Source organism: Mycobacterium sp. IS-1556 (assembly GCF_001499985.1).
GTDB lineage: Bacteria > Actinomycetota > Actinomycetes > Mycobacteriales > Mycobacteriaceae > Mycobacterium.
Window position 1 is genome coordinate 143,739 of record NZ_LQIM01000042.1, and the last position, 26,095, is coordinate 169,833.

Sequence of the window (26,095 nt, forward strand, 5' to 3'; positions counted from 1 at the left end):
CAGCGCCTTTACAGGTGGTGCTTGTAGGAGTCGTATTCGGCGTCGGGCTCACCCGTCGGCCGGAAGTGGTCGATGTTGTCGATGCCGAGGCCCCACTCCTCGCGGGGCTTCCACACCGCCTCCACGCGCATGCCCATCCGGACGTCGGCCGCGTCGATCTCGGTCACCAGATGCAGGAACGGAATGTCGGCGCCGTCGAGCAGGACGTAGGCCGCGACGTAGGGCGGCTTGATGCGCTGGCCGGCGAACGGGATGTTGATCACCGCGAACGTCGTCACCGTCCCCTTGTCCGGCAGTTCGACGAACTCGTCGAGTTCCAGGCCCGTGGCCGGATCGGCCTCTTTCGGCGGGAAGTAGACCTTGCCGGGCTTGCCGTCGCGACCGTTCTTCGTGCGGGCGCCGAGCAGCTTGCCCTCTTCGAGCGCCTTGAGGAACGTGGTCTCCGGAAACGACGCGGTGTGCTGGATCTCGATGCTGCTCGGCGTCACCTGCACCGTGATCGGGTCGCGCTCGTCGGCCTGACCTTCCGGCTCGGCTTCGTCACCGAGTGAGAAGTACGCGATGTCGGTGATGGCGCCGACGGGCTCGTCGATCCAGTGCGCGTGCACCCGGGTTCCGGTGCTGATCGCGTCCGACGAACCCGCGTCCACCGCGTGCAGCAGCGGGGTGTCCGCGCCGTCGAGCTTGATCAGCGCCCACGCGAACGGCCGCTCCAGCGGCTGGCCCTCGAGCGGCGTCGCCTGCCAGGTCCACGACACCACGGTCCCGACACCGGCCACCGGTACGATCTCGGTCAATCTCTCGTAGGTGACGGGGTCGAACTCTGCGGGTGGTACGAGCACCCGGCCGTCCGAACCGCGCACGCCGAGGATGCGTCGCTCGCGCAGGGCGGTGAAGAATTGGGACAGGAGTGGCCCTACTGAACGGGTGTAGTCGAATGAGAGCCTCAGCGGAGCCGAAAGTGGCCGCTGATGGGGATCGATCTGCACCGGGCTGCTTTGGCTGGTGGTCACGGCATCGAGTAGAACAGGTTCTAACAATGGTTTCAAGGACGGGTCCGGAGGCGAACTAATGAAGCTAGGTCTTCAACTCGGTTATTGGGGCGCCCAACCGCCCGAAAACCATGCCGAACTGGTCGCCGCGGCCGAGGACGCGGGTTTCGACACGGTGTTCACCGCCGAGGCGTGGGGGTCGGACGCATACACGCCGCTCGCCTGGTGGGGACGCGAGACCAAGCGGATGCGGCTCGGCACGTCGGTGATCCAACTGTCGGCGCGCACCCCCACCGCGTGCGCGATGGCCGCGCTGACGCTCGACCACCTCTCCGGCGGGCGCCACATCCTCGGCCTCGGTGTTTCGGGGCCGCAGGTCGTGGAGGGTTGGTACGGCGCGAAGTTCCCCAAGCCGCTGGCCCGCACCCGCGAGTACGTCGACATCCTGCGTCAGGTCTGGGCGCGGGAAGCGCCGGTCCGCAGCGACGGCCCGCATTATCCGTTGCCGTTGACCGGCGAAGGCACCACGGGCCTGGGCAAGAACCTCAAACCGATCACGCATCCGCTGCGCGCGGACATCCCCGTCATGTTGGGCGCCGAGGGCCCGAAGAACGTCGCGCTGGCCGCCGAGATCTGTGACGGCTGGTTGCCGATCTTCTATTCTCCGCGCATCGCGAGCATGTACAACGAGTGGCTCGACGAGGGCTTCGCCCGACCGGGCGCGCGCCGCAGCCGCGAGGACTTCGAAATCTGTGCGACGGCCCAGGTGGTCGTCACCGACGACCGCGCGGAGATCATGGAACTGATGAAGCCGCATCTGGCGCTGTACATGGGCGGGATGGGCGCCGAGGACACCAATTTCCACGCCGATGTCTACCGCCGGATGGGGTACGCCGAGGTGGTCGACGATGTCACCAAACTGTTTCGCGCCGACCGCAAGGATGAGGCGGCAAAGATCATCCCCGACGAACTGGTCGACGACTCGGCGATCGTCGGCGACCTCGCGTACGTGCAGGAGCAGATCAAGGCGTGGGAGGCCGCGGGGGTGACGATGATGGTCGTCGGCGCGCGGTCGCCCGAGCAGATCCGCGACCTCGCCGGACTTGTGTAGACACTTCTTGCTAGTTGTCTATAACGCGTTCTAGATTGACGCGATGAGTCAGCACACCATCGCGGGCACCGTCCTGACCATGCCGGTGAAGATCCGCAAGGCGCAGCAACACATGGCGATGTTCTCGGTAGACGCCGACGCCGCCCAACGGATGATCGACTACAGCGGTCTGCAGGTGTGCCGCTTTCTGCCCGGACGCGCGGTCGTCGTGCTGATGCTGATGCACTACGTCGACGGCGATCTCGGCCAGTACTACGAATACGGCACCAACGTGATGGTGAACCCGCCGGGGTCGACGGCTTCTGGCCCGCGCGCGTTGCAGGACGCCGGCGCCTTCATCCACCACCTGCCCGTCGACCAGGCGTTCACGCTCGAGGCGGGCACGAAAATCTGGGGCTATCCGAAGGTCATGTCCGACTTCACGATTCGCGACGGCCACACGTTCGGGTTCGACGTGACGATCGACGGCCAGTTCGCGGTCGGCATGGATTTCAAGCCGGGGCTGAAGGCGCCCGCGGCGTTCACGTCCAAGCCGCAGGCGCACCCCACGTACTCCTACCGCGACGGAGTGGTGCGGCAGACGGTCGGGGAGATGAAGCTGTCCGATGTGCGCTATCGGTTGGGCGGCGCACAGGTCCGGTTGGGCGAACATCCCTATGCGAAGGATCTGGCCTCGTTAGGCTTCCCGAAACGCGCGATGGTCTCCAGTTCGGCTGGCAACGTGGAGATGTCGTTCGCAGACGCGCAGGAGGTTCATCCATGACGCTTACTCGACCGGACGTCGATCTGACCGACGGGGCCTTCTACGCCGGCGACTCGCGGTCGGTGTACAAGTGGATGCGCGAGAACGAACCGGTGTTCCGCGACCGCAACGGGTTGGCCGCCGCCGCGACGTACGCCGCGGTGATCGAAGCCGAGCGCAATCCCGAACTGTTCTCCAACGCCGGCGGAATCCGGCCGGATCAGCCGGGCGTCGAAATGATGATCGAGATGGACGATCCGCAGCATCTGTTGCGGCGCAAGCTCGTCAACGCCGGGTTCACCCGCAAGCGCGTGAAAGACCTTGAGGGGTCGATCAGTTCGCTGTGCGACACGCTGATCGACAACGTCTGTGAGCGTGGCGAGTGCGACTTCGTCTGGGACATCGCCGCGCCGCTGCCGATGGCCGTCATCGGCGACATGCTCGGTGTGCGCCCCGAGGAACGCGAGATGTTCCTCAAGTGGTCCGATGATTTGGTCAGCTTCCTCAGCAGCACCGCGGACCCCGAGAAGTTCCAGATCACGATGGACGCGTTCGCGGCTTACAGCCAGTACATGATGGGCATGATCGAGGCCCGCAAGTCCGAGCCGACCGACGACCTGGTCAGTGTCCTGGTGCACGCGGAGGTCGAGGGGTCGAAGCTGGAGGACCACCAGATCGTCACCGAGGTGCTGCTGCTGTTGATCGGCGGCGACGAGACCACCCGCCATACCCTTTCCGGCGGGACGCGGCAGCTGCTGCGTCATCCGGACCAGCATCAGAAGCTGATCAACGACCTGGCGCTGCTGCCCAACGCGATCGAGGAGATGCTGCGCTGGACTGCGCCGGTCAAGAACATGGCGCGAACCGTCACCGCCGACACCGAATTTCACGGAACCGCCCTCAAGGAGGGCGAGAAAATGATCCTGCTGTTCGAGTCGGCGAACTTCGACGAGACCGTGTTCGAGGATCCGGAACGGTTCGACATCGAGCGCTATCCGAACAACCACCTGGCGTTCGGGTTCGGCACACATTTCTGCCTGGGAAACCAACTCGCCCGCCTCGAACTGTCCATTATGCAGACCAAGCTGCTGCAGCGCCTGCCCGATCTTCGGTTGGCTTCCGGCGACGAATTACCTTTGCGCCCCGCCAACTTCGTGTCCGGGCTGGAGCAGATGCCCGTGGTGTTCACGCCGACGAAACCGGTCGCCTAGCAACCCGCCTCGAGTGTGAATCTCACGACGCTAAAGCGGCGATTTGCGTCGTGAGATTCACAAACGCGGTGCCGAGAAGGCCTACTTCATCTTGAAGTTCGGGGCCCTCTTCTCCTTGAACGCCCGGGGGCCCTCCTTGGCGTCCTCGCTCAAGAACACCGGGATGCCGTTGGCGGTATCGGGCTTGAACGCCTCTTCCTCGTGCATGCCCTCGGTTTCGCGGATCGTCTTGAGGATCGCCTGCACGGCCAGCGGACCGTTGTTGTTGATCACCTCGGCGATCTCCAGCGCCTTGTCCAGCGCGGTGCCGTCGGGCACCACGTAGCCGATCAACCCGTACTCCAACGCCTCGGCGGCGGTGATGTGACGCCCAGTCAGCAGCAGATCGCACGCGATCGTGTAGGGGATCTGACGCACCAAGCGCACCGCGGAACCGCCCATCGGGTAGAGGCTCCACTTGGCCTCCGAGATGCCGAACTTCGCACTTTCGCCGGCGACGCGGATGTCGGTGCCCTGCAGGATCTCGGTTCCCCCCGCGATCGCCGGTCCCTCCACCGCGGCGATCAGCGGCTTCTTGAGGCGACGGCCCTTCAGCAGCCCGTCGATTCGCGACGGGTCGTAGCTGCCGTCCTTGAACGAGTCGCCGGGCGGCTTGGCCGTCGCGGCCTTGAGGTCCATACCCGCGCAGAAGTAGCCGCCGGCGCCGGTGAGGATGCACGTGCGGATCTCCGGATCGTTGTCGACGCGGTCCCAAGCCTCGACCATGATCGAGAGCATCTCGGTGGAAAGCGCGTTGCGCGCCTCGGGCCGGTTCAGCGTCAGGATCAAAGTGTGTCCGCGCTGCTCAATGAGCGCGTCGGGGCCCTTCGCCGGCTCACTCACAGGTGTCCGCCTCTCTCCTGATTCACCACAGACTTGAATGAAAATGTAACACGTTCTAGTTTAGGTTCCGTGGCCCTGAACATTGCCGATCTCGCCGAGCACGCCATCGATGCTGTGCCAGACCGCGTCGCCCTGATCTGCGGCGACGACCAGCTCACCTACGCCGAGTTGGAGGACAAGGCCAACCGCCTGGCCCACTATCTCATCGACCGGGGCGTCAAGAAGGACGACAAGGTCGGGCTGTACTGCCGCAACCGCATCGAGATCGTGATCGCGATGGTCGGCATCGTCAAGGCCGGCGCCATCCTGGTCAACGTCAACTTCCGCTACGTCGAGGGCGAGCTGAAGTACCTGTTCGAGAACTCCGACATGGTGGCGCTGGTGCACGAGCGCCGCTACGCCGACCGCGTCGCCAACGTGCTGCCGGAGACGCCGAACGTCAAGACGATCTTGTCTGTCGAGGACGGGTCGGACGACGACTTCGAGCGCTACGGCGGCGTCGAGTTCTACTCCGCGCTCGAGCAGGCTTCGCCTGAGCGGGATTTCGGCCCGCGCAGCGCGGACGACATCTACCTGCTCTACACCGGCGGCACCACGGGTTTCCCCAAGGGGGTGATGTGGCGCCATGAAGACATCTACCGGGTGTTGTTCGGCGGCACCGACTTCGCGACGGGTGAGTTCGTCAAGGACGAGTACGACCTGGCCAAGGCCGCTGCCGAGAACCCGCCGATGGTCCGCTACCCGATTCCGCCGATGATCCACGGTGCAACCCAGTCAGCGACCTGGATGTCGTTGTTCTCGGGCCAAACGACCGTGCTGGCACCGGAATTCGACCCCGACGAAGTGTGGCAGACGATCGAGCAGCACAAGGTCAACCTGCTGTTCTTCACCGGTGACGCGATGGCCCGCCCGTTGCTGGATGCGTTGACCAAACTGCACGACTCCGGCCAGGAGCCCGACCTGTCGAGCCTGTTCCTGCTCGCGAGCACGGCGGCGCTGTTCTCCAGCAGCATCAAGGACAAGTTCCTCGAGCTCCTGCCGAACCGCGTGATCACCGACTCGATCGGATCCTCGGAAACGGGCTTCGGTGGCACCAGCATCGTGGCGAAGGGGCAGTCGCACACCGGCGGACCGCGGGTCACGATCGACCACCGCACCGTCGTCCTCGACGAGGACGGCAACGAGGTCAAGCCCGGTTCCGGAGTGCGCGGCATGATCGCGAAGAAGGGCAACATCCCGGTCGGCTACTACAAGGACGAGAAGAAGACGGCCGAGACGTTCAAGACGTTCAACGGAATTCGCTATGCCATTCCGGGCGACTTCGCCGAGGTGGAAGCCGACGGCACCGTCACGATGCTCGGCCGCGGTTCGCAGTCGATCAACAGCGGCGGCGAGAAGATCTACCCCGAGGAGGTCGAGGCCGCGCTCAAGGGGCACCCGGACGTGTTCGACGCCCTCGTGGTCGGGGTGCCCGACGAGCGCTACGGCCAGTGTGTCGCTGCGGTGGTGCATCGCCGTCCCGGCACCCACCCGACGCTCGCGGACCTCGACACGTTCGTGCGCCAGGAGATCGCGGGATACAAGGTGCCCCGCAAGGTCTGGTGGGTCGACGAGATCCACCGGACGCCGGCCGGTAAGCCGGATTACCGGTGGGCCAAGGACATCACCGAGGAACGGGCCGCCGACGATGCGCACGCCAACCACGTCGGGACCGCGTCCTGACGCGACGGGAGAAATAGAGATGCGCACCGAACTGTGCGATCGCTTCGGCATCGAGTACCCGATCTTCGTCTTCACGCCGTCGGAAAAGGTTGCCGCCGCGGTCAGCAAGGCCGGCGGACTCGGGGTGCTGGGCTGCGTGCGGTTCAACGACGCCGACGACCTCGAGCGCGTCCTGTGCTGGATGGACGAGAACACCGACGGCAAACCTTACGGCGTCGACGTGGTGATGCCTGCGAAGGTGCCGCAGGAGGGCACGGCGGTCGACATCGACAAGCTGATCCCGCAGAGCCACCGGGACTTCGTCGCGAAAACCCTTGCCGACCTTGGGGTCCCGCCGCTTCCCGACGACGGGGAGCGCAACGAGGGTGTGCTCGGCTGGCTTCACTCGGTGGCCCGGTCGCACGTCGAGGTCGCGCTGAGGCATCCGATCAAGCTGATCGCCAACGCGCTCGGTTCCCCGCCGAAGGACGTGATCGACCAGGCGCATGCGGCGGGAGTGCCGGTCGCGGCGCTGGCCGGTAGCGCCAAGCATGCCCAGCGGCATGTCGAGAACGGCGTCGACATCGTGGTGGCGCAGGGTCACGAGGCGGGTGGACACACCGGTGAAATCGGATCGATGGTGCTGTGGCCGGAAATCGTCGATGGGCTGCGCGCGCTTGGCCATAAAACTCCGGTGCTGGCGGCCGGCGGTATCGGCACCGGCAGGCAGGTGGCCGCCGCGCTGGCGCTGGGCGCGTCCGGAGTGTGGATGGGTTCGGCGTTCCTGACGGCGGCCGAATATGACCTCGGCCATCGCAAGCCCAGCGGCGTGTCGACGATCCAGGAAGCGTTGCTACGCGCCAACTCCAGTGACACCGTGCGCCGCCGCATCTACACCGGCAAGCCCGCGCGGCTGTTGAAGAGCAAGTGGACTGACGCGTGGGATGCCCCCGATGCGCCGGAGCCGTTGCCGATGCCGCTGCAGAACATCCTCGTCAGCGAGGCCCATCAGCGGATGAACGAGTCCGACAACCCCGACACCGTCGCGATGCCGGTGGGCCAGATCGTCGGCCGGATGAACGAAATCCGCCCTGTCGCCGACATCATCGCCGAGTTGGTGCAGGGCTTCGAGGAGGCGTCCCGCCGGCTCGACGGGATCCGCGAAAGCTGACGGTCTTCACTCGCCGAGTGCACGGCTCACGTACGCCTTTGGCGTGATTCCGTACCTGGAGCGTGCACTCGGCGCGTGGTCAGAAGCCGATCGTCGTTCCGTCGTCGATGGCCAACGTCGCGGGACCGATGACGTCCGCCTGGGTCTCCAACGCGTCCGCATTCAGCTGCAGCACATAGACCCCGTCGGGGCCGGGAATGACGACGGTCTTCTGCGCGACGAGCTAACCGTGCGCCGCGACCACCCCATCTCGGCCGCCACCTGGTCGACGGTCGACCCGGCGGCCAGTTGCCCCGTCACCCGGCGCAGCAGCGGCAGCGGCCACGGCGCGGTCTCGGCTCGCGGGTCGTCGGATGCCAGCCGGACCGCCAGCTCTACCAGCGACCGGGACTGTCCCGTCCCGGGCCGCACTTCGGCCAGCGGTACCCGCTGATTGCGCAGCCGATCCGCGGGCATGCCCAATAGCCGCGGCAGCACGCCGGGCCGGAAGCGCAGCCCCAGCACCGGTTCGGTGCCGCGTACCGACGTCGCCGCGGTGGTGTCGGGGCCCGCCACGATGATCCGCCCGTCCATCCGGATGAGGTCCATGCAGCCGTCCGGCAGCACCCGCACGGGTGCGGGCGGTCCGTGCGTCACCCAGGCGCACTCGACGAGATCGCTCAGCGTCGTGGGCGACGCGAACTCGCGGTATCCCACGCCCGCCAGGCTACCGACGGGCGACGACACGAAGCCCGCGCCGGATCACCGAAACTGCACAGAGATTGCGATTCACGCCGAAATGACGATCTGTGTTCAGTTTCGGCGAAAGGGACTAGACCTCGTACACCGGGTCGGCGCATTCGGTGCCTTCGGCAGCCAACTGCCGCTTGATCACCTTGAACGTCTCGGTGCGCGGCAACGTTTCGCTGACCCGGACGAAAGACGGCCACTGCTTGGGGCCGAGGTCCGGTTGGGCCGAAAGGAAGTCGCGGAATCCGCCGGGATCGAATGCGGTGCCCTCGGCGAGCGTCACCGCGGCCATCACCTGATCGCCGACGTCCGGCGCCGGTATTCCGTACACCGCGACCTCGACGACGTCGGGATGCCTGAGCAGGACCCGCTCGATCGGTGCCGAGCCGAGGTTCTCGCCGTCGACCCGCATCCAGTCGCCGAGCCGGCCCGCGAAGTAGGCGTAGCCCTGCTCGTCGCGGTAGGCCAGGTCGCCGCTGTGGTAGACACCGCCGCGCATCCGGTCGGCATCGGCATCGGGGTCGTTGTAATAGCCCTCGAAACGTCCGGTGTCCGAGGCGTTCACGAGTTCACCGGTCACGCCGGGCGGACACGGCTCGCCGGTGTCGACGTCGACGATGTCGGTGCCCGGCGGCAGCGGGCCCAATGCACCCGGCGGCGTATCGGGCGTGCGCGCGATCGCGATACCACCCTCGGTGGAACCGAAGCCGTCCATGACCACACAACCGAATCGTTCGGCGAAGCGCTCGATGTCGGCCGGCGCGCCCTCGTTGCCGTAGACCGCCCGCAGCGGATTGTCCGCGTCGTCGGGCCGTTCGGTGGTGGCGAGCACATACGACAGCGGCTTGCCCACGTAGTTCGCGTACGTCGCACCGAACCGGCGGATGTCGGGCAGGAACTGCGATGCGGAGAACTTGCGGCGCAACGCCAGTGAACTCTGTGACGCCAGCGCCACCGACCAGCCCACCAACACAGCGTTCGAGTGGAACAGTGGCATCGAGACGTAGCAGGTGTCGGCGGGTCCGAGCGAGAAGCGTTGCGTCATCGTCACGCCCGCGATCGCGACCTTGCCCTGGCTGCACTTGACCGCCTTGGGGTCGCCGCTGGTGCCCGAGGTGTAGATCAACATGAACAGGTCGCCGGGGTCGGCGGTCCGCACCTGCACCGGCGCGTCGCGGTGCGCGTTCACCTCGGCCGCCCACTCGGGGGAGTCGACGTCTATGTGGTCGACATCGCCGAGCGCCGACGCCGACGCTGAATCGGCAAGCACCACCTGGCAATCGGCGTGTTCTATGTCGCGTCGCAGTGCCGCGCCGCGTCGCACCGGGTTCAGTCCCACCGGCACGATGCCGGTCAGCCCCGCGGCCACCAGCACCGCCGAGAAGAACGGGGTGTTCTGCAGCAGCACGCCGACATGCGGGGGCCGGTCCGGGTCGAGGCGAGCGCGCAGCGTCGCCGCCACCGCGGCGCCGTACCGAATGTGTTCACGCCACGGTGTGTACGACTCCTCGAAGTACACCCCGCGGTCGTCGACGTCGATCAGCGGCGTCAACAGTCCTGCGACGGTGGGAAGTTCGTTCACCTCAGGCGGGCGTGTCGGCCAACTCCCGGCCGATGCGCAGCAATTGTCCGGTGGCGCCGCCGACCGCGAACTCGGTCTGCTTGGCCGCCAGGAAGTAGCGATGCACCGGGTGATCGGTGTCGATGCCCACGCCGCCGTGTACGTGAACCGTGGTGTGCGCGACGCGGTGGCCCGCATCGGCGGCCCAGAACGCCGCGGTGTTCACGTCGACGTCGGCGGGGAGGTTCTCGGAGAGTCGCCACGCGGCCTGGGTGACCGTCAACCGCAGCGCCTTGACGTCGATGTAGCCGTCGGCCAACCGCGACGACACCGCCTGGAAGCTACCGATCGGCCGGTCGAACTGCTCACGTTCCCGAGCGTATTCCGCGGTGAGCTCCAAGGCGCGTTCGAGCGCACCCAACTGGAACGCACTGCGTCCCAAGGTGGTTCGCGTCACCAGCCACGCCATGGTGTCGGCATCACCGACGACGCGGTCGGCGCCCAGCTCGACACCGCGCAGCTCGAGATGCCCCACACTGCCCTGCCCGGTGGTGCTCAGCGACTCGACCGCTACCCCCGCTTCGGTCGCCGCCACCAGAAACACCTTTGTGCCCGAATCGGTTTCGGCCGGCACCAGAAACGCATCGGCGACCGGTCCGAACGGCACCAGCGTGCGTGAGCCGGTGAGCCGGAACCGAGCCCCGCTTGCTTGAGCCTGCACCGGCCCCTCACCCATTTCGCCGTCGAGCGCGATCGTCAGGATCTTCGAGCCCTTGACCGCGGGCACCGCCCACTCCTGTTGCAGCGCCTCGGTACCGAACGCGGCCAGCGCGCCCGCGCCGAGCACGACCGACTCCAGGTAAGGCACTGCAGAGAGCTGTCGACCGAGCGCGACGAGCACCGCGACCTGCTCGAGCACACCGAATCCGCCGCCGCCCACCGCTTCCGGGGATGCCGCCGACAACACGTCGGCCTCGATCAGTTTGGCCCAGAGGGTCTTGTCGAATCGTTCATCGAGGCCGTCGAGCTCGCGTTGGCGCTCCGGCGTGACGACCGAGTCGGCGATGGTGCGCACCAGCCCGCCGAGGTCCTCGGACGCTTCCGTCGTCTTGAAGTCCATGTCGACAATCCTTACCGGTTCACTCGGGGCAGGCCGAGCGCGACCATGCCGATGATGTCGCGCTGAATCTCGTTGGTGCCGCCGCCGAACGTCAGGATCAGGCAGCTGCGGTGCATCCGCTCGACCCGCCCGCGCAACAGCGCGCCGGGCGCATCGGGGCGCAGCGTCGCGGCGGTGCCCAGCACCTCCATCAGCAGGCGGTAGGCCTCGGTGGCCAACTCGGTGCCGTACACCTTGGCCGCCGAAGCGTCCGCGGGCGAGGGTGCAGCCTCGTCCGAGGACGCCAACTCCCAGTTGATCAGCTTGAGCACCTCGGCCTTGGCGTGCACCCGGGCCAGGTTCAGCTGCACCCACTCCGAGTCGATCAACCGGTTGCCGTGCACATCCTTGGTGTTCTGCGCCCATTCTCGAACGCCGTTGAGCGCCAGAAAGATCGGCTGCGCGGAGACCAGCGCGACCCGCTCGTGGTTGAGCTGGTTGGTCACCAGCTTCCAGCCGGCGTTCTCCTGGCCGACCAGGTTGGTCACCGGCACCCGCACGTCCTGGTAGTACGTCGCGCTGGTGTCCACGCCGGCCATTGTGTGCACCGGCGTCCACGAGAACCCCTCCGCCGTGGTCGGCACGATCAGCATCGAGATGCCGCGGTGCTTCTTGGCGTCCGGGTTCGTGCGGGCCGCCAGCCAGACGTAGTCGGCGTACGCGATCAGGCTGGTCCACATCTTCTGGCCGTTGATGACGTAGTCGTCGCCGTCGCGAACCGCGGTGGTGCGCAGCGACGCCAGATCGGTGCCTGCGCCCGGTTCCGAGTACCCGATCGAGAAGTGCAGATCACCCGAGGCGATCTTGGGCAGGAAGAACTTCTTCTGCTCTTCGGTGCCGAACGCCATGATGGTCGGCGCCACGCTGTTGATGGTCAGGAACGGGACCGGCACGTTGGCGAGCGCGGCCTCGTCGTTGAAGATCAGCCCGTCGATCGGCGGGCGGGCCTGGCCGCCGAACTCCTCGGGCCACGACAACGTGAGCCAGCCGTCCTTGCCCATCTGAGCGACGGTCTCGCGGTAGACATTGCCGCGGCCCATCTCGCCGTCGTTGGACGCCAGCGCCTCGGCCCGCTCGGGGGTCATCAGCTTGGTGAAGTAGGAGCGCAGCTCGCGGCGCAGCTCTTCCTGCTCTGGGGTGTAGCCGATTCGCATCGCCTTGTCCTAACTTCTGTAGAGGCACGAAGTGGCAGCCGGGAGCCAGCCCGCGTTCACCCCCGGTTGTAACACGTTCTAGTCTTGGGGTCCAGACCGGTGCCACACTGGGCTCGGAGCAGCTCTGACCGCGAGGAGGTTGTGATGAGAGTGGAAGTGGACCGGGACCGTTGCGAGGGTAACGCCGTATGCGTGGGAATCGCGCCGGACCTGTTCGATCTCGATGACGAGGATTATGCGGTGGTCAAGGCCGACCCGGTGCCTGCCGACCAGGAGGATCTGGCGGAGCAGTCGATCGCCGAGTGCCCCCGGGCCGCACTGATCCGCAGAGACTAGAGGTATTCATAAATTGACGCCGAAACCGGCCACCCGAGGAGCCGCATGAGCACTGACGCCAACGACCTGTCCGGCCGCGTAGCGGTGGTAACCGGCGCGGCCGCCGGACTGGGCCGCGCGGAGGCCATCGGCCTCGCCCGGGCGGGCGCCACCATCGTCGTCAACGACATCGCCGCGGCGTTGGACAAATCCGACGTCATCGACGAGATCACCGGCGCGGGCGTCAAGGCCGTCGCGGTCGCCGGTGACATCAGCGAACGGTCGACGGCCGACGAACTGGTCGAAACGGCCGACGGTCTCGGCGGCCTGGGCATCGTCGTCAACAACGCGGGCATCACCCGCGACCGGATGCTGTTCAACATGTCCGACGAGGACTGGGACGCGGTGATCGCCGTGCATCTGCGGGGGCACTTCCTGCTGACCCGCAACGCCGCAACGTACTGGCGGGCGAAAGCCAAGGAGAACAACGGACAGGTCTACGGCCGGGTCATCAACACCTCCTCGGAGGCCGGCCTGGTGGGGCCGGTCGGGCAGGCCAACTACGGCGCGGCCAAGGCCGGCATCACCGCGCTGACGCTGTCGATGGCGCGCGCGCTCGAACGCTACGGGGTACGGGCCAACGCCATCGCGCCGCGCGCCCGCACCGCGATGACCGCGGACGTGTTCGGCGAGGCACCGGAACTTGCAGAGGGGCAGATCGACCCGCTGTCGCCGGAGCACGTCGTGAACCTCGTCCGCTTCCTGGCCTCGCCCGCGGCGGAGGGGGTTAACGGACAGCTGTTCATCGTCTACGGTCCAACGGTGACGTTGGTGGCAGCGCCGACTGTCGAGGCACAGTTCAGTTCGGATTCCGCTGAATGGGACACGGCGGACCTGTCCGAAACGCTGAGAAGTTACTTTGCTGGACGTGATCCGCAGAAGTGTTTCGCGGCCACCGGACTGATGGCCGAGCAAGACTGACGGTCTCGGGCGTCAAACGCCGACCGGCATTAGAACACGTTCTAGAATGATTTGCATCACACCTGTCTTGACCAGCGCAAAGATCACAATTTCGACTCCTTTTCCGGTTCTTTGACACTGCGAACTTGTTCTAGTTAGTATGATCCGGCTCACTAAGAGCCACGCTTAAACAAGGGGTGGGAAGCCCGCCGCGGCAACGCGATTCGCTTTATTCGCCACGACGCACGCGCCGAGCATCTGCCGGAGAACGGAGCCGAGGTTGATCGAACAGCTCACGGTTCCGACGCGGGCTGTCGGCGGGTTCATGCAGATGTCGCTCGAGACTCTCCGGGCCGTGTTCCGTCGCCCCTTCCAGTTCGGCGAGTTCCTCGAGCAAACCTGGATGATCGCGCGCGTTTCGCTCATTCCGACGCTGCTGATCTCGATTCCGTTCACGGTCCTGGTCGCGTTCACCCTCAACATCCTGCTGCGCGAGATTGGTGCAGCGGATCTGTCCGGCTCCGGTACCGCGTTTGGCACGGTGACTCAGCTGGGTCCGATCTCGACCGTGCTCGTCATCGCCGGCGCTGGTGCGACTGCAATCTGCGCCGACCTAGGCGCGCGCACCATTCGCGAAGAGATCGATGCGATGCGGGTGCTCGGCATCGATCCGATTCAACGGCTCGTGGTGCCGCGCGTACTGGCGTCGACCTGTGTGGCGCTGTTGCTCAACGGTCTGGTGATCGCGATCGGCCTCTGCGGTGGCTACGTGTTCTCCGTGCTCCTGCAAGGAGTGAACCCCGGAGCGTTCATCAACGGTCTGACCATTCTGACCGGATTGGGCGAGTTGGTGATCTCAGAAGTCAAGGCCCTGTTGTTCGGGGTGATGGCGGGGCTCGTCGGCTGCTACCGCGGCCTCACCGTCAAGGGCGGACCCAAGGGCGTCGGAGAGGCCGTCAACGAGACCGTCATCTACGCCTTCATCTGCCTGTTCGTGATCAACGTGCTGATGACCGCAATCGGCGTTCGGGTTCTGAGCTGATGAGCCAGCTGGGGAACTACGACATCACGCTGCGGATGCGGCGGGCGTTCGGTGGGCTGGTCGACGGCGTCGACTCGTTTGGCGAGCAGGCACTGTTCTACGCCGAATCGGTCCGATACATACCAAACGCGGTGCGGCGCTACCGCAAAGAGACGATCCGGCTGATCGCGGAGATGACGTTGGGCACCGGCGCGCTGATCCTCATCGGCGGCACGGTCGGCGTCGCGGCCTTCCTTACTCTGGCATCCGGCGGCGTCATCGCGGTGCAGGGCTACGAGTCGCTCGGCAACATCGGTATCGAGGCGCTGACCGGATTCCTGTCCGCCTACCTCAACGTGCGAATCGTTGCGCCGATCATCGCCGGTATCGCGCTCGCCGCCACCATCGGCGCGGGCACGACCGCCCAACTGGGCGCGATGCGCATCAGCGAGGAGATCGATGCCGTCGAATCAATGGCCGTGCACTCGGTGTCATACATGGTGTCCACCCGCATCGTGGCCGGGCTGGTCGCGATCATTCCGCTGTATTCGTTGGCAACGCTGGCGGCGTTCTTCTCGGCCCGCACCATCACCGTGTACGTCAACGGCCAGTCCGGCGGTCTCTACGACCACTACTTCAACACGTTTCTGATACCGACAGATCTACTGTGGTCCTTCGCTCAGGCCATTGTGATGGCGGTCGCGGTGATGCTGGTGCATACCTACTACGGCTACAACGCATCCGGCGGCCCGGTCGGCGTGGGCGTCGCTGTGGGAAAGGCGGTTCGGACGTCGCTGATCGTGGTGGTCATCATTACCCTGTTCATTTCCCTGGGCGTGTACGGCGCGACCGGTAACTTCAACCTGTCGGGTTAGAGGAGAGCATCATGTCGAGGACCTCCGCGATCAGAATCGCCGCTGCAGTGCTGGCGGCGATCATCGTGGCGTTCTCGGTGTTCACCTATCTCGCCTACACCGCCGCATTCACCCCGACCGACACAGTGACGGTGACCGCTCCGCGCGCTGGTTTGGTGATGGACAAGGACGCCAAGGTCAAATACCGCGGTATCCAAATCGGCAAGGTCGAAGACATCGAGTATTCCGGTGAACACGCGACGCTGACGCTCGCGATCAACCGTGACGAGCTGGGCTACGTTCCATCGAATGCGCCGGTGCGTATCGGCAGCACAACGGTTTTCGGCGCAAAGTCGGTGGAGTTCCTTGCGCCGGAGCGCCCGTCCGATACGTCGCTACGCCCCGGCGCCGTTGTGCAGGCCGACGCGGTTCAGCTGGAAGCCAACACGTTGTTCCAGACCCTGATCGATGTACTGAACAAGATCGATCCCATCCACCTGAACGCAAGCATCTCGGCGATCGCAGAGGGCCTGCGCGGTCACGGTGACGACTTCGGCTCCACCATGGCGAATCTGAATCAGTATCTCGCCCAACTGAATCCAAAGTTGCCGACGGTCGAGTCGCTGCTCGCGCAGACGGCGACGGTGTCCAACATCTACGGCGATGCCGGCCCCGACCTGGTGACCGTGATCGAGAATGTGCCCACGATCAGTAAGACAATCGTCGATGAGCGGGAGAACCTGAACGCGACGTTGCTCGCGGCAATCGGGGTGGCGAACGAGGGATCCGCAACGCTGGAGCCCGCGGCGGACGACTACATTGCTGCGATCCAGCGGTTACGGGCGCCGTTGAAAGTGCTGGGCGACTATTCGCCGGTACTCGGTTGCATAGTGCAGGGTGTCGCGAGGGGAGCCGAGCGGGGCGCGGCCATCCTCGGTGGCTACAAGCCTGGGGCGATGGTCAGTTCCAGCTTCGTGTTGGGCGTGCCGTCGTACACCTATCCAGAGAGTCTGCCGATCGTGAACGCGTCGGGCGGCCCGAACTGCCGCGGCCTGCCCGACCTGCCCAGCAAGGAGATTGGCGGCTCGTTCTACAGGTCACCATTCCTGGTCACTGACAACGCCTACATCCCGTACGAGCCGTTCACCGAGGTGCAGGTCGACGCTCCGTCGACGTTCCAGTTCCTCTTCAACGGCGCCTTCGCAGAACGGGACGACTTCTGATGGGCCACCGAGGGATTCTGCTCAAGGTGGGCATTTTCGCGGTGGTCATGCTGATGGTTGCCGTCGGTCTGGTGGTGATCTTCGGTGAGTTCCGGTTCGCCAAGACCAACAGCTACCACGCCACGTTCAGCGACGCTTCCAAGCTGGAGGGCGGCAGCGACGTGCGCATCGCCGGGGTTCCGGTCGGCACTGTCGAAAGTGTCAAGCTGAATCCCGACAATACGGTCGATGTGGCGTTCACCCTCGACAAGAAGTACCAGATGTATACGTCGACGCGAGCCGTGATCCGCTACGAAAACCTGGTCGGCGACCGGTATATGGAGATCACCTCGGGTCCGGGCGAGCTTCGAAAGTTGCCGCCGGGTGGCATGGTTTCCATCAACCAGACCCAGCCGGCCCTGGATCTGGACGCCTTGCTCGGCGGCCTGCGCCCAGTGGTCAAGGGTCTCAATGGTGAGCAGGTCAATCAGATCAGCAATGCGATCCTCGAATTGCTCCAGGGTGAGGGTGGCGCGCTTTCCCAATTGCTCTCGGAGACAGGGTCATTCAGCCAGGCTTTGGGCGATCGCTACCAGGTGATCTCGGAGGTGATCCGAAATCTCAACGAGGTGCTGGGCACCATCGACGAGAAGAGCGTCGAGTTCGACGCCAGCGTGGACGAGCTCCAAAAGCTAGTCAGCGGACTGGCTCAGGGCCGGGATCCCATCGCCGGGGCGATTCCTCCGCTGGCTTCCGCGGAAGCGGATCTGACCGACATGCTGGTCAATTCGAGACGACCGCTCCAGGGCGTGCTCGAGAACCTTCGTCCGCTGGCAACCGAACTCGACAACCGCAAGGCCGAGGTCAACAGCGTCATCGAACCACTGGCCGAGAACTACCTGCGGCTCAATTCACTTGGTGCGTACGGGTCATACTTCAACTACTACATCTGCGAAGTGAAGCTCAAGTTCAACGGGCCCGCAGGCAGCGACATCATCCTGCCGATTATGTCTGTGCCGGACATGTCGAAGGGTAGGTGCTCAGACAATGGATAAGACGCTCCGGGCAGGCATCTTCGGAATCATCATCGTGGTGTTGGTCTTGTTCGTTGCGTTCGGCTACACCAGCCTGCCGTTCTATCCCCAAGGCAAGTCCTACGAGGCCTATTTCGCCGACGCCGGCGGCATCTCGCCGGGTAACGACGTCAACGTCTCCGGTATCACGGTCGGCAAAGTGACCGATGTTGCCCTCGCCGGCACCGTCGCAAAGGTGGCATTCACGGTTGACCGCAAGGTCAGGCTGGGGGATCAGACGCTCGTATCGATCCGGACCGACACCGTTCTGGGGGAGCGGTCGTTGGGGATCGATCCACAAGGTAGCGGATCGGTGACATCAATTCCGTTGAGCCGCACGACGGTTCCGTACACCTTGAACACCGCACTGCAAGATCTCGCTCAGAACTCCGACGCTCTAGACAAGGAGCAGTTGACCCAGGCGTTGCAGGTACTGACCGATTCATTCCGCGACGCGACGCCGGAGCTGCGCCGAACGCTCGACGGGGTGGCCACGTTGTCGCGCAGCATCAATGCCAACGATGCAGCGTTGGGCCAGCTGTTGTCGCGCGCAAAGTCGGTGTCCGCGGTGCTCGCCGACCGGGCCGGTCAGGTCAATAAACTCATCATCGACGGCAATCAGCTCTTCGCCGCTCTCGATGAACGACGGGCCGCTCTGAGTAGTTTGATCGCAGGCATCGACGATGTCTCAGAGCAGATTTCGGGGTTTGTCGCCGATAACCGCCGCGAATTCGGCCCGGCCCTGAGGAAGTTGAATCTGGTACTGGACAACCTGCTCGAACGCCGCGAACACATCAGCGAGGCGCTGAAGCGTCTGCCCCCGTACGCCACCGCCCTCGGCGAGGCGGTCGGCTCGGCGCCCGGTTTCCAGGTGAACCTGCCCAACGCGGTACCAAACAGTACGACCGAGGCTCTGCTGCTGGATCTCTACTTCCAACCGGGCAAGATCCCGGATAGCTTGGCCGACATGCTGCGCGGGTTCCTCACCGAGCGGCTGATCATAAGGCCGAAGTCACCGTGAGCCGCTGGATGCGTTATGGACTAATCGCCGCACTGCTGCTGGCGCTTATCGGTGGTGTGTCCGTGGTATGGCCACGAGCCACCACGTACAGGATCGTCGGCTACTTCGCCTCGGCGGCGGGCGTGTATCCAGGCGACGAAGTCCGCGTCGTGGGCGTTCCGGTTGGCTCGATCGAATCGATCACACCGCAGGCCGATGCCGTCAAGATCACCATGAATGTCAAGGACGGCGTAAAGGTACCCGCCGACGCCCGCGCGGTGATGATGGCGCCGAACCTGGTGGCTGCCCGGTTCATCCAGCTCACCCCCGCTTACGAAGGCGGCCCGGCGATGAAGGACGGCGGCACCATCGAACTCGACCGCACCGCCGTGCCGGTGGAGTGGGACGACGTCAAGACCGAGCTGACCAGGCTCAGCCAGCAGCTCGGACCGTCGGAAGGCCAAGTCCAGGGCCCACTGAGCAAGTTCGTCGATCAGGCCGCCGACACGCTCGACGGCAACGGCGACTCATTCCGGGAAGCCCTGCGCGAACTGTCGCAGACCGCAGGGCGGCTGGGCGACTCGAGTGCCGACCTGTTCGGCACCGTGAAGAATCTGCAGATCCTGGTCGACGCGCTCTCGAAGAGCAACGAGCAAATCGTGCAATTCAGTGGACACTTGGCCTCGGTATCGCAGGTGTTGGCCGACAGCTCGGTGGGCCTCAACGACACCCTGGGCAGCCTCAACCAGGCGTTGTCGGACGTCCGCGGCTTCCTCGACGAGAACAACCGGACGCTGGTAGGCAGCATCGACAGGCTGACCGACTTCACCAGCATCCTGACAACGCAGACCGATGACGTCGAGCAGATCCTGCATGTCCTGCCCAACGCCATGGCGAACTTCTACAACATCTACAACCCGGCTCAGGGCACCGCTAACGGCGTTCTGGGCCTGCCGGAGTTCGCCAACCCAGTGCAATTCGTCTGCGGTAATTTCGACGCCGCTGGAACGCCCGACTACGACAAGCGAACCGAGATCTGTCGCCAGCGGATGGCCCCGGTGCTGAAGCGCCTGGCGGTCAACTACCCGCCCTTCATGTCGCACGGGATCAACACGATCACCGCGTACAAGGGTCAGGTCATCTATGACACCCCGGCGACGGAGGCCAAGGCGAAGACCTACATCCCGTATTTGGAGTGGATACCGGCCGATGGGCGATTCCCGCCACGGCAGGGCGATCCGGGAGATCCCAGCGCGTTGCTGCTGCCTCAACCTGCGGTTCCGGGGCCCCCGCCACCGGCGCAGCCGTACACGCTCGGCCCAGTGGTACCGCCGCCAGGTCCCCCTCCTGGTCCGATTCCGGGTGTACCGCCTGCGCCAGCTGCACCCGGTCCACTTCCGGCCGAGGCCGCCGTCCCGCATGGAGGCGGACAATGACACGCAAGCTAGTGCGAATCAATGCGGGTCGCGCGACTCGCCGAACCCTGGCCATCGGTTCCGGCGTGGTACTGCTGGCCGGCTGTCAGTTCGGCGGGTTGAACTCGCTGAACATGCCGGGCACCGCAGGCCACGGCAAAGGCGCATTCTCGATCACCGTGGAGGTGCCCGACGTGGCCACGCTCCCACAAAACTCGCCCGTGATGATTGACAACGTCACAGTCGGCAGCGTGTCGGGAATCGAGGCGGTTCAGCGGGCCGACGGCAGCTTCTACGCCGCGGTGAAACTCGCCCTGGACGAAGACGTCAAATTGCCGGCCAACTCGACGGCGAAGGTCGCGCAGACATCGCTGCTGGGGTCGCAGCACATCGAGCTGGCACCTCCGGTCGACGAACCGCCGGTCGGTGAGCTGCGCGACGGGCTTCAGCTCCCGCTGAGCCAGGGCAGCCGCTATCCGTCTACCGAGGAAGTGCTGTCGGCGTTGGGCGTGGTTGTCAACAAGGGCAACCTCGGGGCGCTGCAAGACATCACGCAAGAGGTGTACAACGCGGTGGCCGGCCGCCAGGGCCAGTTCGCCGACCTGATACCGCGACTCGCCGAACTCGCCTCCTCACTGAATCGGCAGACCGAAGACATCATCGCGACAGCCGAGGGCCTGAACCGATTCGCGGGAGTTCTCGCGCGTAGTAAGGACAGTTTGGGCCGCGCGCTGGACACTCTTCCCGGGGCGCTCAAAGTACTCAACGAGAACCGTGCCCATATTGTCGACGCTTTCGCCGCGCTGAGGCGCCTGGCCACTGTGTCGGCGCGCATCCTTTCCGAAACCAAGGATGATTTCGCCGAGGACATCATCGATGTGTACGCGGTGATCAAGCCGCTCAACGACAATCGCGCAGATCTTGTGACCAGCCTTGACAGCTTGGCGACCTTCCCCTTCCCGGGCAAGAACCTGCATCGAGTGGCCAGGGGCGATTACTTCAACATCTTCGAAACATTCGACCTGACCATCCGCCGGCTCGGCGAAACTATCTTCACCACATCGTTTTTCGACCCGAACATGAAGCGACTCTCTGAAGTCGTCAACCCGCCGGAGTTTCTGACCGGGCAGATGGCGAACCTGTCCGGGCAGGCCGCGGACCCGTTCAAGATCCCGCCCGGCACTGCGTCGGGTCAGGAGGTGCCGCCCGAGTAATGTTCACTCGAACTACGCAAATCCAGCTGTGGGTCTTCGTCATCGTGACCGTGCTTGCGGTCGGCGCGATAGCCCTGTTGTACGTACGTATTCCCGCCCGGCTCGGCCTGGGTACGTATCAGGTGTCGGCGAATTTCGTCGCCGGCGGCGGATTGTACGAAAACGCCAATGTCACCTTCCGCGGCGTGCAAGCCGGACGCGTCGAGGGCGTGGAGCTGACCGCCGACGGCGTTGCCGCGCACATGCGGCTCAACAGCGATATCAAAATCCCGGCGAACTCCACGGCCACCGTCAAGAGCGTGTCCGCGGTCGGCGAACAATACGTAGATTTCGTTCCGCCCGATGATCCCTCCTCGGCGGTGCTGGGGGATGGCGCAACCATTCCGAAGGAGCGCACGGCGATACCACAGGAAGTCACCGAGTTGTTGCGTGAGGCAGACCAATTGGTGAGCAGCCTCGACAACACCCGGCTTCAGGACCTGTTGAGCGAGACGTTCAAGGCGTTCAACGGCTCCGGGCCCGAACTGGCGCGGCTGATCGAGTCGGCACGGAGGCTGATAGACGAGGCCAATGCAAGCTGGCCGCAGACCTCGGCTCTGATCGATCAGGCCGGGCCGCTCTTGGAAGCGCAGGTTCGCAGCGGCGATGACATCCGGTCGTTGGCCGACGGACTTGCACGCTTCACCAGCGAAGTGGCCGGTGCCGACCCGCAGCTGCGTTCGTTGCTCGCGACCGCGCCAGGGGCGGCAGCCGAAGCCAGCGAGACTTTCTCGGGCATCCGTCCGTCGTTCCCGGTGCTCGCGGCCAATCTGGCCAACTTCGGCCGCGTCGGCGTGATCTATCACAAGTCGATCGAACAGGCGCTCGTGATCTTCCCCGCCCTGCAAGCGGCGCTGTTGACAATCGGCGGCCAGCTTCCCGTTGACGAAGGTGGCAAGCAGGACTTCAAGATCTCGATCAACGACCCGCCACCCTGCAACACGGGGTTCTTGCCGCCGTCGGAGATTCGCACACCTGGCGACACGACTTTGCGTGAACTGCCGACGGACATGTATTGCAAAGTTGCGCAGAACGATCCGATGGTGGTGCGTGGCGCGAGGAATTACCCGTGCCAGGAGTTCCCCGGAAAGCGCGCGCCCACAATCCAGTTGTGCCGCGACCCGCGCGGCTACGTCCCGATCGGAAACAGTCCATGGCGCGGTCCGCCGGTGCCGATCGGCACGCCGATGGACGTCATGGAGGACGACACGCCTGAGGACGGGCGAAATATCCTGCCCCCCAACAAGTTCCCATACATTCCACCCGAGAATGACCCAGACCCGGGCTATCCCGTCGCGCCAGGTCTGGTTCCCCCGGGGGTGCAGACCGGCCCGGGCCCAGCGCCGCATCAGCCTTGGCCGTATATTCCCCCGCCGAACCAAGGGCCACCGCCGCCACCGTTGACGGCCTGGATACCGCCGGCGCCGTATCCGGAGGCATGGCCGCCGCCGGCGGTCCCGCCGGGGTGGGCGACCAACCCGCCGCCCGTGTTCGCCGGGCCCTACGGGCCCCCGCCACCGCCCGGCCCGGCTCCTGCAGCGCCGCCGCCACCTGGGGCCCCCCAGCCGCAGGCCTCGGCGCCCGCCTCACTTGCGCCGGGGGGTCAGCCACTCGCAGCGCAAGCGAACAGCACCGTCTACGGTACGTACGACCAGAACAGCGGTGTGTTCATCGACCCGGCCGGCGGTACCGGCGTATACGCGGCTGGTGCCGCTAACATCCAGCCGCAGGAGAATTGGCTAGATCTCATGCTTTATCCGAGGCAGACATGACATCGACTTCCACCCGCCCGCGTCAGGCGGTTCGCCGCCGCGCATCCCGGCCCGCCGGACCGGCCAGCGGCAAGGCCGCCGACGCCACCGCGGTGCGCGTCGGGACACCGGCTACGGCCGGCACGACACCCGCCCGCAAGACGCCTGCGGTCGCGCCACCGCCCCGCCGACCGGCGCACCGTCGGCTGGTCGTGACGCTTGTCCTGATGTTCGGGTTCGTCGCGATGAGCGCACTCGGGGGTGCGGTGGCGGTGTTGATCGTCCAGCGGAACAACGCAGAAGCGGTGCAAGCGCGCAACCAAGAGTTCGTCGACACCGCGACGCAGACCGTGGTGAACATGTTCAGTTTCAAGCAGGACACCATCGACGAGAGCGTCGACCGCTTCTACAACGGCACCAGTGGGCCGTTGCGCGACATGTTCAGCCAGGGCAACAATGTCGAGAATCTCAAGGCCATTTTCCGGGAGACCGGTGGCAGTTCGGAGGCCGTGATCAACGGCGCCGCGCTCGAGAGCATCGACAACATCAGCAATAACGCATCGGTGTTGGTGTCGGCGCGGGTCACGGCAAGCGACATGCACGGGAACAACAGACCGTCGAAACCCTACCGGTTGCGGATAATCGTCCACGAGGATGAGGACGGTCGAATGACCGCCTATGACCTCAACTATCCCAACGGCGGCAACTGATGCGCTGGATTGTGAGGTTGGTTGCGGGCCTGGTGGCTGCGGCGTTCGTGAGCCTGGCCGCGGTGGGCGGTGCGCTGTACTGGCAGCGAGTGGAGACGCGTGGCGAGCAAGCCGCCCGCGACCTGCTGGGACCGCTTGCGCAGAAGCAGATCCCGACCGTGTTCACCTACGACTACAAAACCGTCGAGCGCAACCTCACCGAGGCCTACAACCTGCTGACGCCGGAATACCGCAGAGAGTTCGAGGACAGGGCGTTTTCCGACATCATCCCGCAGGCTCGGGAGCGGGAAGTGGTGAGCCAAGCCAACGTGGTCGGCGTGGGAGTAATGGACGCGCAGCGCAACTCGGCAGCCGTGATGGTCTACATCAATCGGACGGTGTCGGAGAAGTCAAACCGCGATCAGCCGATCTATGACGGCGCGCGATTGCGCGTGGAATACAAGCGCATCGACGGCCATTGGCTGATCAACTACATCACTCCGATTTAGCTTCTTCGGTCGAGGCCAGCGCATCCAGGAACGCCCGCGCCCACCGGTCGACGTCGTGGGCAAGCACCTGCCTGCGCAGCGCCCGCATCCGGCGCCTACCCTCCTCGGGTGACTGGTTCAGCGCCGCCTCGATGGCGTCCTTGACGCCCTCCAGGTGATGCGGGTTGGCCAGGTAAGCCTGACGCAATTCGGCTGCGGCGCCGGTGAACTCGCTGAGCACCAGCGCGCCGCCCAGATCGCTGCGGCATGCCACGTACTCCTTGGCGACCAGGTTCATCCCGTCACGTAGCGGCGTCACCAGCATGACGTCGGCCGCCACGAAGAACGCGATCAACTCGTCGCGCGGCACCGGGCGGTGCAGGTAGTGCACGATCGGATGCCCGACCTCGCCGTACTCGCCGTTGATGTGGCCGACCTGGCGTTCGATGTCCTGCCGCATCTCGATGTAGCTCTCGACCCGCTCCCGGCTCGGTGTCGCGAGTTGCACGAACACGGTGTCCTCGCGGTCGGCCCTGCCCTCTGCGAGCAGTTCGGAGAACGCCCGGAGCCGCACGTCGATGCCTTTGGTGTAGTCCAGCCGGTCGACACCCAGCAAGATCTTGCGGGGATCGCCCAGCTCGTGGCGAATCTCCAAGGCTCGCTGGCGGATCGACCGCGAGCGCGCCTGCTGGTCGAGGGCCGTCGAGTCGATCGAGATCGGGAAGGCGCCGACCTTCACCGTGCGCGAGCCGACATCGATCTCACCGAACCGCGACCGGACACCGATCGTCGCACGGGAAGTGTTGGCGCCCACCAGCCGTCGCGCCAGAATGAGGAAGTTCTGCGCTCCGCCCGGCAGGTGGAAGCCGACGAGGTCCGCGCCGAGCAGGCCCTCGACGATCTCGGTCCGCCACGGCATCTGCATGAACAATTCGACCGGCGGGAACGGGATGTGCAGGAAGAAGCCGATGGTCAGGTCCGGCCGCAGCGTGCGCAACATGTTGGGCACCAACTGCAGTTGGTAGTCCTGCACCCAGACTGTCGCGCCCTGTGCGGCGTTCTTCGCGGTCGCTTCGGCGAAGCGCCGGTTCACCTCGACGTAGGTGTCCCACCACTCGCGGTGGTAGATCGGCTTGACGATCACGTCGTGGTACAGCGGCCACAGTGTCGCGTTGGAGAAGCCCTCGTAGTACTCGGCGACGTCGTCGGCGGACAAGTTGACCGGGCACAGGGTCATGTCGTCCTGCTCGATCGGCGCGTCATCGGCATCGGGTATGCCGGGCCAGCCGATCCACGCCCCCTGCCGACGGCGGAGCAACGGCTCCAGGGCTGTCACCAGCCCGCCGGGGCTTCTTTTCCAGGTGGTGCTGCCGTCAGGCAACCGCTCCATGTCGATGGGCAGCCGGTTGGCCACCACCACGAAGTCGGCGTTCCCGGAGCCGGCCCTCGGACCGCCTCCCGGCGTCACTTACGCCTCGAGCTTCGACGGTCCAATGCCGAGCATCGAGAGGAAGACCCGGCATTCGTCGGCGTCCGTCGCGTATGCGGCGACAACGCGCCGCGCCTGGCGGGCAGTGCTGTCGGCGAGCGGTTCGACGTCGCCGAGTTCGGCGGAATCTGATTTGGCAGGCATACGACAACTCTAGGCGAAGGAGCCCTCG

The 26,095-nt window shown here is 65.3% G+C and carries 25 protein-coding genes and 1 pseudogene; 17 read left to right on the forward strand and 9 right to left on the reverse strand.

Features of this window, described 5'->3' with window-relative positions:
• Nucleotides 1-8: 8 nt before the first annotated feature.
• Nucleotides 9-1,013 (reverse strand): Zn-ribbon domain-containing OB-fold protein, encoded by a 1,005-nt coding sequence (locus tag AU187_RS24525; RefSeq protein WP_059101581.1) that lies wholly within the window; start codon nucleotides 1,011-1,013, stop codon nucleotides 9-11.
• 58 nt (nucleotides 1,014-1,071) lie between these two features.
• On the opposite strand from AU187_RS24525, the gene AU187_RS24530 reads away from it, so the two are divergent.
• From AU187_RS24530 to AU187_RS24540, 3 genes are read left to right on the forward strand one after another with little or no spacing between them, the layout of a single operon-like run.
• Complete coding sequence (locus tag AU187_RS24530; RefSeq protein WP_059101580.1) at nucleotides 1,072-2,103, forward strand: LLM class F420-dependent oxidoreductase; 1,032 nt, start codon at nucleotides 1,072-1,074, stop codon at nucleotides 2,101-2,103.
• A 43-nt stretch (nucleotides 2,104-2,146) separates the two neighbouring features.
• The gene (locus tag AU187_RS24535; protein ID WP_059101579.1) at nucleotides 2,147-2,866 is read left to right on the forward strand and encodes an acetoacetate decarboxylase family protein; all 720 of its coding nucleotides are present in this window, start codon (nucleotides 2,147-2,149) and stop codon (nucleotides 2,864-2,866) included.
• Entirely contained in the window at nucleotides 2,863-4,056 is a 1,194-nt protein-coding gene (locus tag AU187_RS24540; protein ID WP_059101578.1) for a cytochrome P450, read from the forward strand. The genes AU187_RS24535 and AU187_RS24540 overlap by 4 nt, the downstream gene beginning before the upstream one ends.
• A gap of 81 nt (nucleotides 4,057-4,137) precedes the next feature.
• Here the strand turns inward: AU187_RS24540 and AU187_RS24545 are convergent, their stop codons facing one another.
• Nucleotides 4,138-4,938 carry a crotonase/enoyl-CoA hydratase family protein gene (locus tag AU187_RS24545; RefSeq protein ID WP_059101577.1) on the reverse strand — a complete coding sequence of 267 codons (801 nt, stop codon included), beginning with the start codon at nucleotides 4,936-4,938 and terminating at the stop codon, nucleotides 4,138-4,140.
• 33 nt (nucleotides 4,939-4,971) lie between these two features.
• On the opposite strand from AU187_RS24545, the gene AU187_RS24550 reads away from it, so the two are divergent.
• Both AU187_RS24550 and AU187_RS24555 read left to right on the forward strand, forming a co-directional pair.
• Entirely contained in the window at nucleotides 4,972-6,660 is a 1,689-nt protein-coding gene (locus AU187_RS24550; protein WP_172800352.1) for an acyl-CoA synthetase, read from the forward strand.
• A gap of 19 nt (nucleotides 6,661-6,679) precedes the next feature.
• On the forward strand, nucleotides 6,680-7,810 hold the full coding sequence (locus AU187_RS24555) for an NAD(P)H-dependent flavin oxidoreductase (RefSeq protein ID WP_059101575.1): 1,131 nt from the start codon (nucleotides 6,680-6,682) through the stop codon (nucleotides 7,808-7,810).
• A gap of 79 nt (nucleotides 7,811-7,889) precedes the next feature.
• Here AU187_RS24555 and AU187_RS25290 read toward each other — a convergent pair.
• The 5 genes and pseudogenes from AU187_RS25290 to AU187_RS24575 form a co-directional block, all read right to left on the reverse strand.
• Nucleotides 7,890-8,030, reverse strand: a pseudogene (locus AU187_RS25290) (LpqN/LpqT family lipoprotein); the annotation flags it as partial.
• On the reverse strand, nucleotides 7,973-8,536 hold the full coding sequence (locus tag AU187_RS24560; protein ID WP_059101574.1) for a DUF6597 domain-containing transcriptional factor: 564 nt from the start codon (nucleotides 8,534-8,536) through the stop codon (nucleotides 7,973-7,975). The gene AU187_RS24560 and the pseudogene AU187_RS25290, both read right to left, overlap by 58 nt.
• An 85-nt stretch (nucleotides 8,537-8,621) precedes the next feature.
• Nucleotides 8,622-10,121: a long-chain-fatty-acid--CoA ligase FadD17 gene (gene fadD17, locus AU187_RS24565; protein ID WP_059101573.1), complete on the reverse strand. Its 1,500-nt coding sequence runs from the start codon at nucleotides 10,119-10,121 to the stop codon at nucleotides 8,622-8,624.
• A gap of 1 nt (nucleotide 10,122) precedes the next feature.
• Nucleotides 10,123-11,220: an acyl-CoA dehydrogenase family protein gene (locus tag AU187_RS24570; protein ID WP_059101572.1), complete on the reverse strand. Its 1,098-nt coding sequence runs from the start codon at nucleotides 11,218-11,220 to the stop codon at nucleotides 10,123-10,125.
• A gap of 11 nt (nucleotides 11,221-11,231) precedes the next feature.
• Nucleotides 11,232-12,413 carry an acyl-CoA dehydrogenase family protein gene (locus AU187_RS24575; RefSeq protein ID WP_059101571.1) on the reverse strand — a complete coding sequence of 394 codons (1,182 nt, stop codon included), beginning with the start codon at nucleotides 12,411-12,413 and terminating at the stop codon, nucleotides 11,232-11,234.
• 144 nt (nucleotides 12,414-12,557) lie between these two features.
• Here AU187_RS24575 and AU187_RS24580 point away from each other — a divergent pair, with 144 nt between their 5' ends.
• The 12 genes from AU187_RS24580 to AU187_RS24635 all read left to right on the forward strand — a co-directional run bounded on the left by AU187_RS24580 (nucleotide 12,558) and on the right by AU187_RS24635 (nucleotide 24,455).
• Nucleotides 12,558-12,749 (forward strand): ferredoxin, encoded by a 192-nt coding sequence (locus AU187_RS24580; protein WP_015309489.1) that lies wholly within the window; start codon nucleotides 12,558-12,560, stop codon nucleotides 12,747-12,749.
• A gap of 45 nt (nucleotides 12,750-12,794) precedes the next feature.
• The gene (locus AU187_RS24585) at nucleotides 12,795-13,709 is read left to right on the forward strand and encodes a 3-oxoacyl-ACP reductase (RefSeq protein WP_059101570.1); all 915 of its coding nucleotides are present in this window, start codon (nucleotides 12,795-12,797) and stop codon (nucleotides 13,707-13,709) included.
• A 259-nt stretch (nucleotides 13,710-13,968) separates the two neighbouring features.
• On the forward strand, nucleotides 13,969-14,730 hold the full coding sequence (locus AU187_RS24590; protein WP_059101569.1) for an MlaE family ABC transporter permease: 762 nt from the start codon (nucleotides 13,969-13,971) through the stop codon (nucleotides 14,728-14,730).
• Nucleotides 14,730-15,584, forward strand: a complete 855-nt coding sequence (locus AU187_RS24595) for an MlaE family ABC transporter permease (protein WP_059101568.1) — start codon at nucleotides 14,730-14,732, stop codon at nucleotides 15,582-15,584. The genes AU187_RS24590 and AU187_RS24595 overlap by 1 nt, the downstream gene beginning before the upstream one ends.
• Nucleotides 15,585-15,595: 11 nt before the next feature.
• Nucleotides 15,596-16,786: an MCE family protein gene (locus tag AU187_RS24600; protein ID WP_059101567.1), complete on the forward strand. Its 1,191-nt coding sequence runs from the start codon at nucleotides 15,596-15,598 to the stop codon at nucleotides 16,784-16,786.
• Complete coding sequence (locus tag AU187_RS24605) at nucleotides 16,786-17,820, forward strand: MCE family protein (RefSeq protein ID WP_059101566.1); 1,035 nt, start codon at nucleotides 16,786-16,788, stop codon at nucleotides 17,818-17,820. Before AU187_RS24600 ends, AU187_RS24605 begins: the two co-directional genes overlap by 1 nt.
• Nucleotides 17,813-18,859, forward strand: coding sequence for an MCE family protein (locus tag AU187_RS24610; RefSeq protein WP_059101565.1), 1,047 nt, complete (start codon nucleotides 17,813-17,815; stop codon nucleotides 18,857-18,859). Before AU187_RS24605 ends, AU187_RS24610 begins: the two co-directional genes overlap by 8 nt.
• Nucleotides 18,860-18,867: 8 nt before the next feature.
• Entirely contained in the window at nucleotides 18,868-20,274 is a 1,407-nt protein-coding gene (locus tag AU187_RS24615) for an MCE family protein (protein ID WP_059101564.1), read from the forward strand.
• Nucleotides 20,271-21,467 (forward strand): MCE family protein, encoded by a 1,197-nt coding sequence (locus AU187_RS24620; protein WP_059101563.1) that lies wholly within the window; start codon nucleotides 20,271-20,273, stop codon nucleotides 21,465-21,467. Before AU187_RS24615 ends, AU187_RS24620 begins: the two co-directional genes overlap by 4 nt.
• Nucleotides 21,467-23,278, forward strand: coding sequence for a virulence factor Mce family protein (locus AU187_RS24625; protein ID WP_059101562.1), 1,812 nt, complete (start codon nucleotides 21,467-21,469; stop codon nucleotides 23,276-23,278). The genes AU187_RS24620 and AU187_RS24625 overlap by 1 nt, the downstream gene beginning before the upstream one ends.
• Nucleotides 23,275-23,967, forward strand: a complete 693-nt coding sequence (locus AU187_RS24630) for an Rv1363c family protein (protein ID WP_059101561.1) — start codon at nucleotides 23,275-23,277, stop codon at nucleotides 23,965-23,967. Before AU187_RS24625 ends, AU187_RS24630 begins: the two co-directional genes overlap by 4 nt.
• On the forward strand, nucleotides 23,967-24,455 hold the full coding sequence (locus tag AU187_RS24635) for a mammalian cell entry protein (protein WP_059101560.1): 489 nt from the start codon (nucleotides 23,967-23,969) through the stop codon (nucleotides 24,453-24,455). The genes AU187_RS24630 and AU187_RS24635 overlap by 1 nt, the downstream gene beginning before the upstream one ends.
• On the opposite strand, the gene AU187_RS24640 is transcribed toward AU187_RS24635, so the two are convergent.
• Nucleotides 24,442-25,902, reverse strand: a complete 1,461-nt coding sequence (locus AU187_RS24640; RefSeq protein ID WP_059101559.1) for an alpha,alpha-trehalose-phosphate synthase (UDP-forming) — start codon at nucleotides 25,900-25,902, stop codon at nucleotides 24,442-24,444. The two genes, AU187_RS24635 and AU187_RS24640, sit on opposite strands and share 14 nt — an antisense overlap.
• Complete coding sequence (locus tag AU187_RS25615; protein WP_156425646.1) at nucleotides 25,903-26,067, reverse strand: hypothetical protein; 165 nt, start codon at nucleotides 26,065-26,067, stop codon at nucleotides 25,903-25,905.
• Nucleotides 26,068-26,095: the final 28 nt, after the last annotated feature.

Excerpts from the sequence above, each read along its gene's own strand:
- AU187_RS24615 (WP_059101564.1), top strand. The coding sequence starts at position 18,868 with ATGCGTTATGGACTAATCGCCGCACTGCTGCTGGCGCTTATCGGTGGT.
- AU187_RS24530 (WP_059101580.1), top strand. The coding sequence starts at position 1,072 with ATGAAGCTAGGTCTTCAACTCGGTTATTGGGGCGCCCAACCGCCCGAA.
- AU187_RS24580 (WP_015309489.1), top strand. The coding sequence starts at position 12,558 with ATGAGAGTGGAAGTGGACCGGGACCGTTGCGAGGGTAACGCCGTATGC.
- AU187_RS24605 (WP_059101566.1), top strand. The coding sequence starts at position 16,786 with ATGGGCCACCGAGGGATTCTGCTCAAGGTGGGCATTTTCGCGGTGGTC.
- AU187_RS24570 (WP_059101572.1), bottom strand. The coding sequence starts at position 11,220 with ATGGACTTCAAGACGACGGAAGCGTCCGAGGACCTCGGCGGGCTGGTG.
- AU187_RS24555 (WP_059101575.1), top strand. The coding sequence starts at position 6,680 with ATGCGCACCGAACTGTGCGATCGCTTCGGCATCGAGTACCCGATCTTC.
- AU187_RS24575 (WP_059101571.1), bottom strand. The coding sequence starts at position 12,413 with ATGCGAATCGGCTACACCCCAGAGCAGGAAGAGCTGCGCCGCGAGCTG.
- AU187_RS24630 (WP_059101561.1), top strand. The coding sequence starts at position 23,275 with ATGACATCGACTTCCACCCGCCCGCGTCAGGCGGTTCGCCGCCGCGCA.
- AU187_RS24585 (WP_059101570.1), top strand. The coding sequence starts at position 12,795 with ATGAGCACTGACGCCAACGACCTGTCCGGCCGCGTAGCGGTGGTAACC.
- AU187_RS24625 (WP_059101562.1), top strand. The coding sequence starts at position 21,467 with ATGTTCACTCGAACTACGCAAATCCAGCTGTGGGTCTTCGTCATCGTG.
- AU187_RS24610 (WP_059101565.1), top strand. The coding sequence starts at position 17,813 with ATGGATAAGACGCTCCGGGCAGGCATCTTCGGAATCATCATCGTGGTG.
- AU187_RS24595 (WP_059101568.1), top strand. The coding sequence starts at position 14,730 with ATGAGCCAGCTGGGGAACTACGACATCACGCTGCGGATGCGGCGGGCG.
- AU187_RS24600 (WP_059101567.1), top strand. The coding sequence starts at position 15,596 with ATGTCGAGGACCTCCGCGATCAGAATCGCCGCTGCAGTGCTGGCGGCG.
- AU187_RS25615 (WP_156425646.1), bottom strand. The coding sequence starts at position 26,067 with ATGCCTGCCAAATCAGATTCCGCCGAACTCGGCGACGTCGAACCGCTC.
- AU187_RS24535 (WP_059101579.1), top strand. The coding sequence starts at position 2,147 with ATGAGTCAGCACACCATCGCGGGCACCGTCCTGACCATGCCGGTGAAG.
- AU187_RS24620 (WP_059101563.1), top strand. The coding sequence starts at position 20,271 with ATGACACGCAAGCTAGTGCGAATCAATGCGGGTCGCGCGACTCGCCGA.
- AU187_RS24540 (WP_059101578.1), top strand. The coding sequence starts at position 2,863 with ATGACGCTTACTCGACCGGACGTCGATCTGACCGACGGGGCCTTCTAC.
- AU187_RS24635 (WP_059101560.1), top strand. The coding sequence starts at position 23,967 with ATGCGCTGGATTGTGAGGTTGGTTGCGGGCCTGGTGGCTGCGGCGTTC.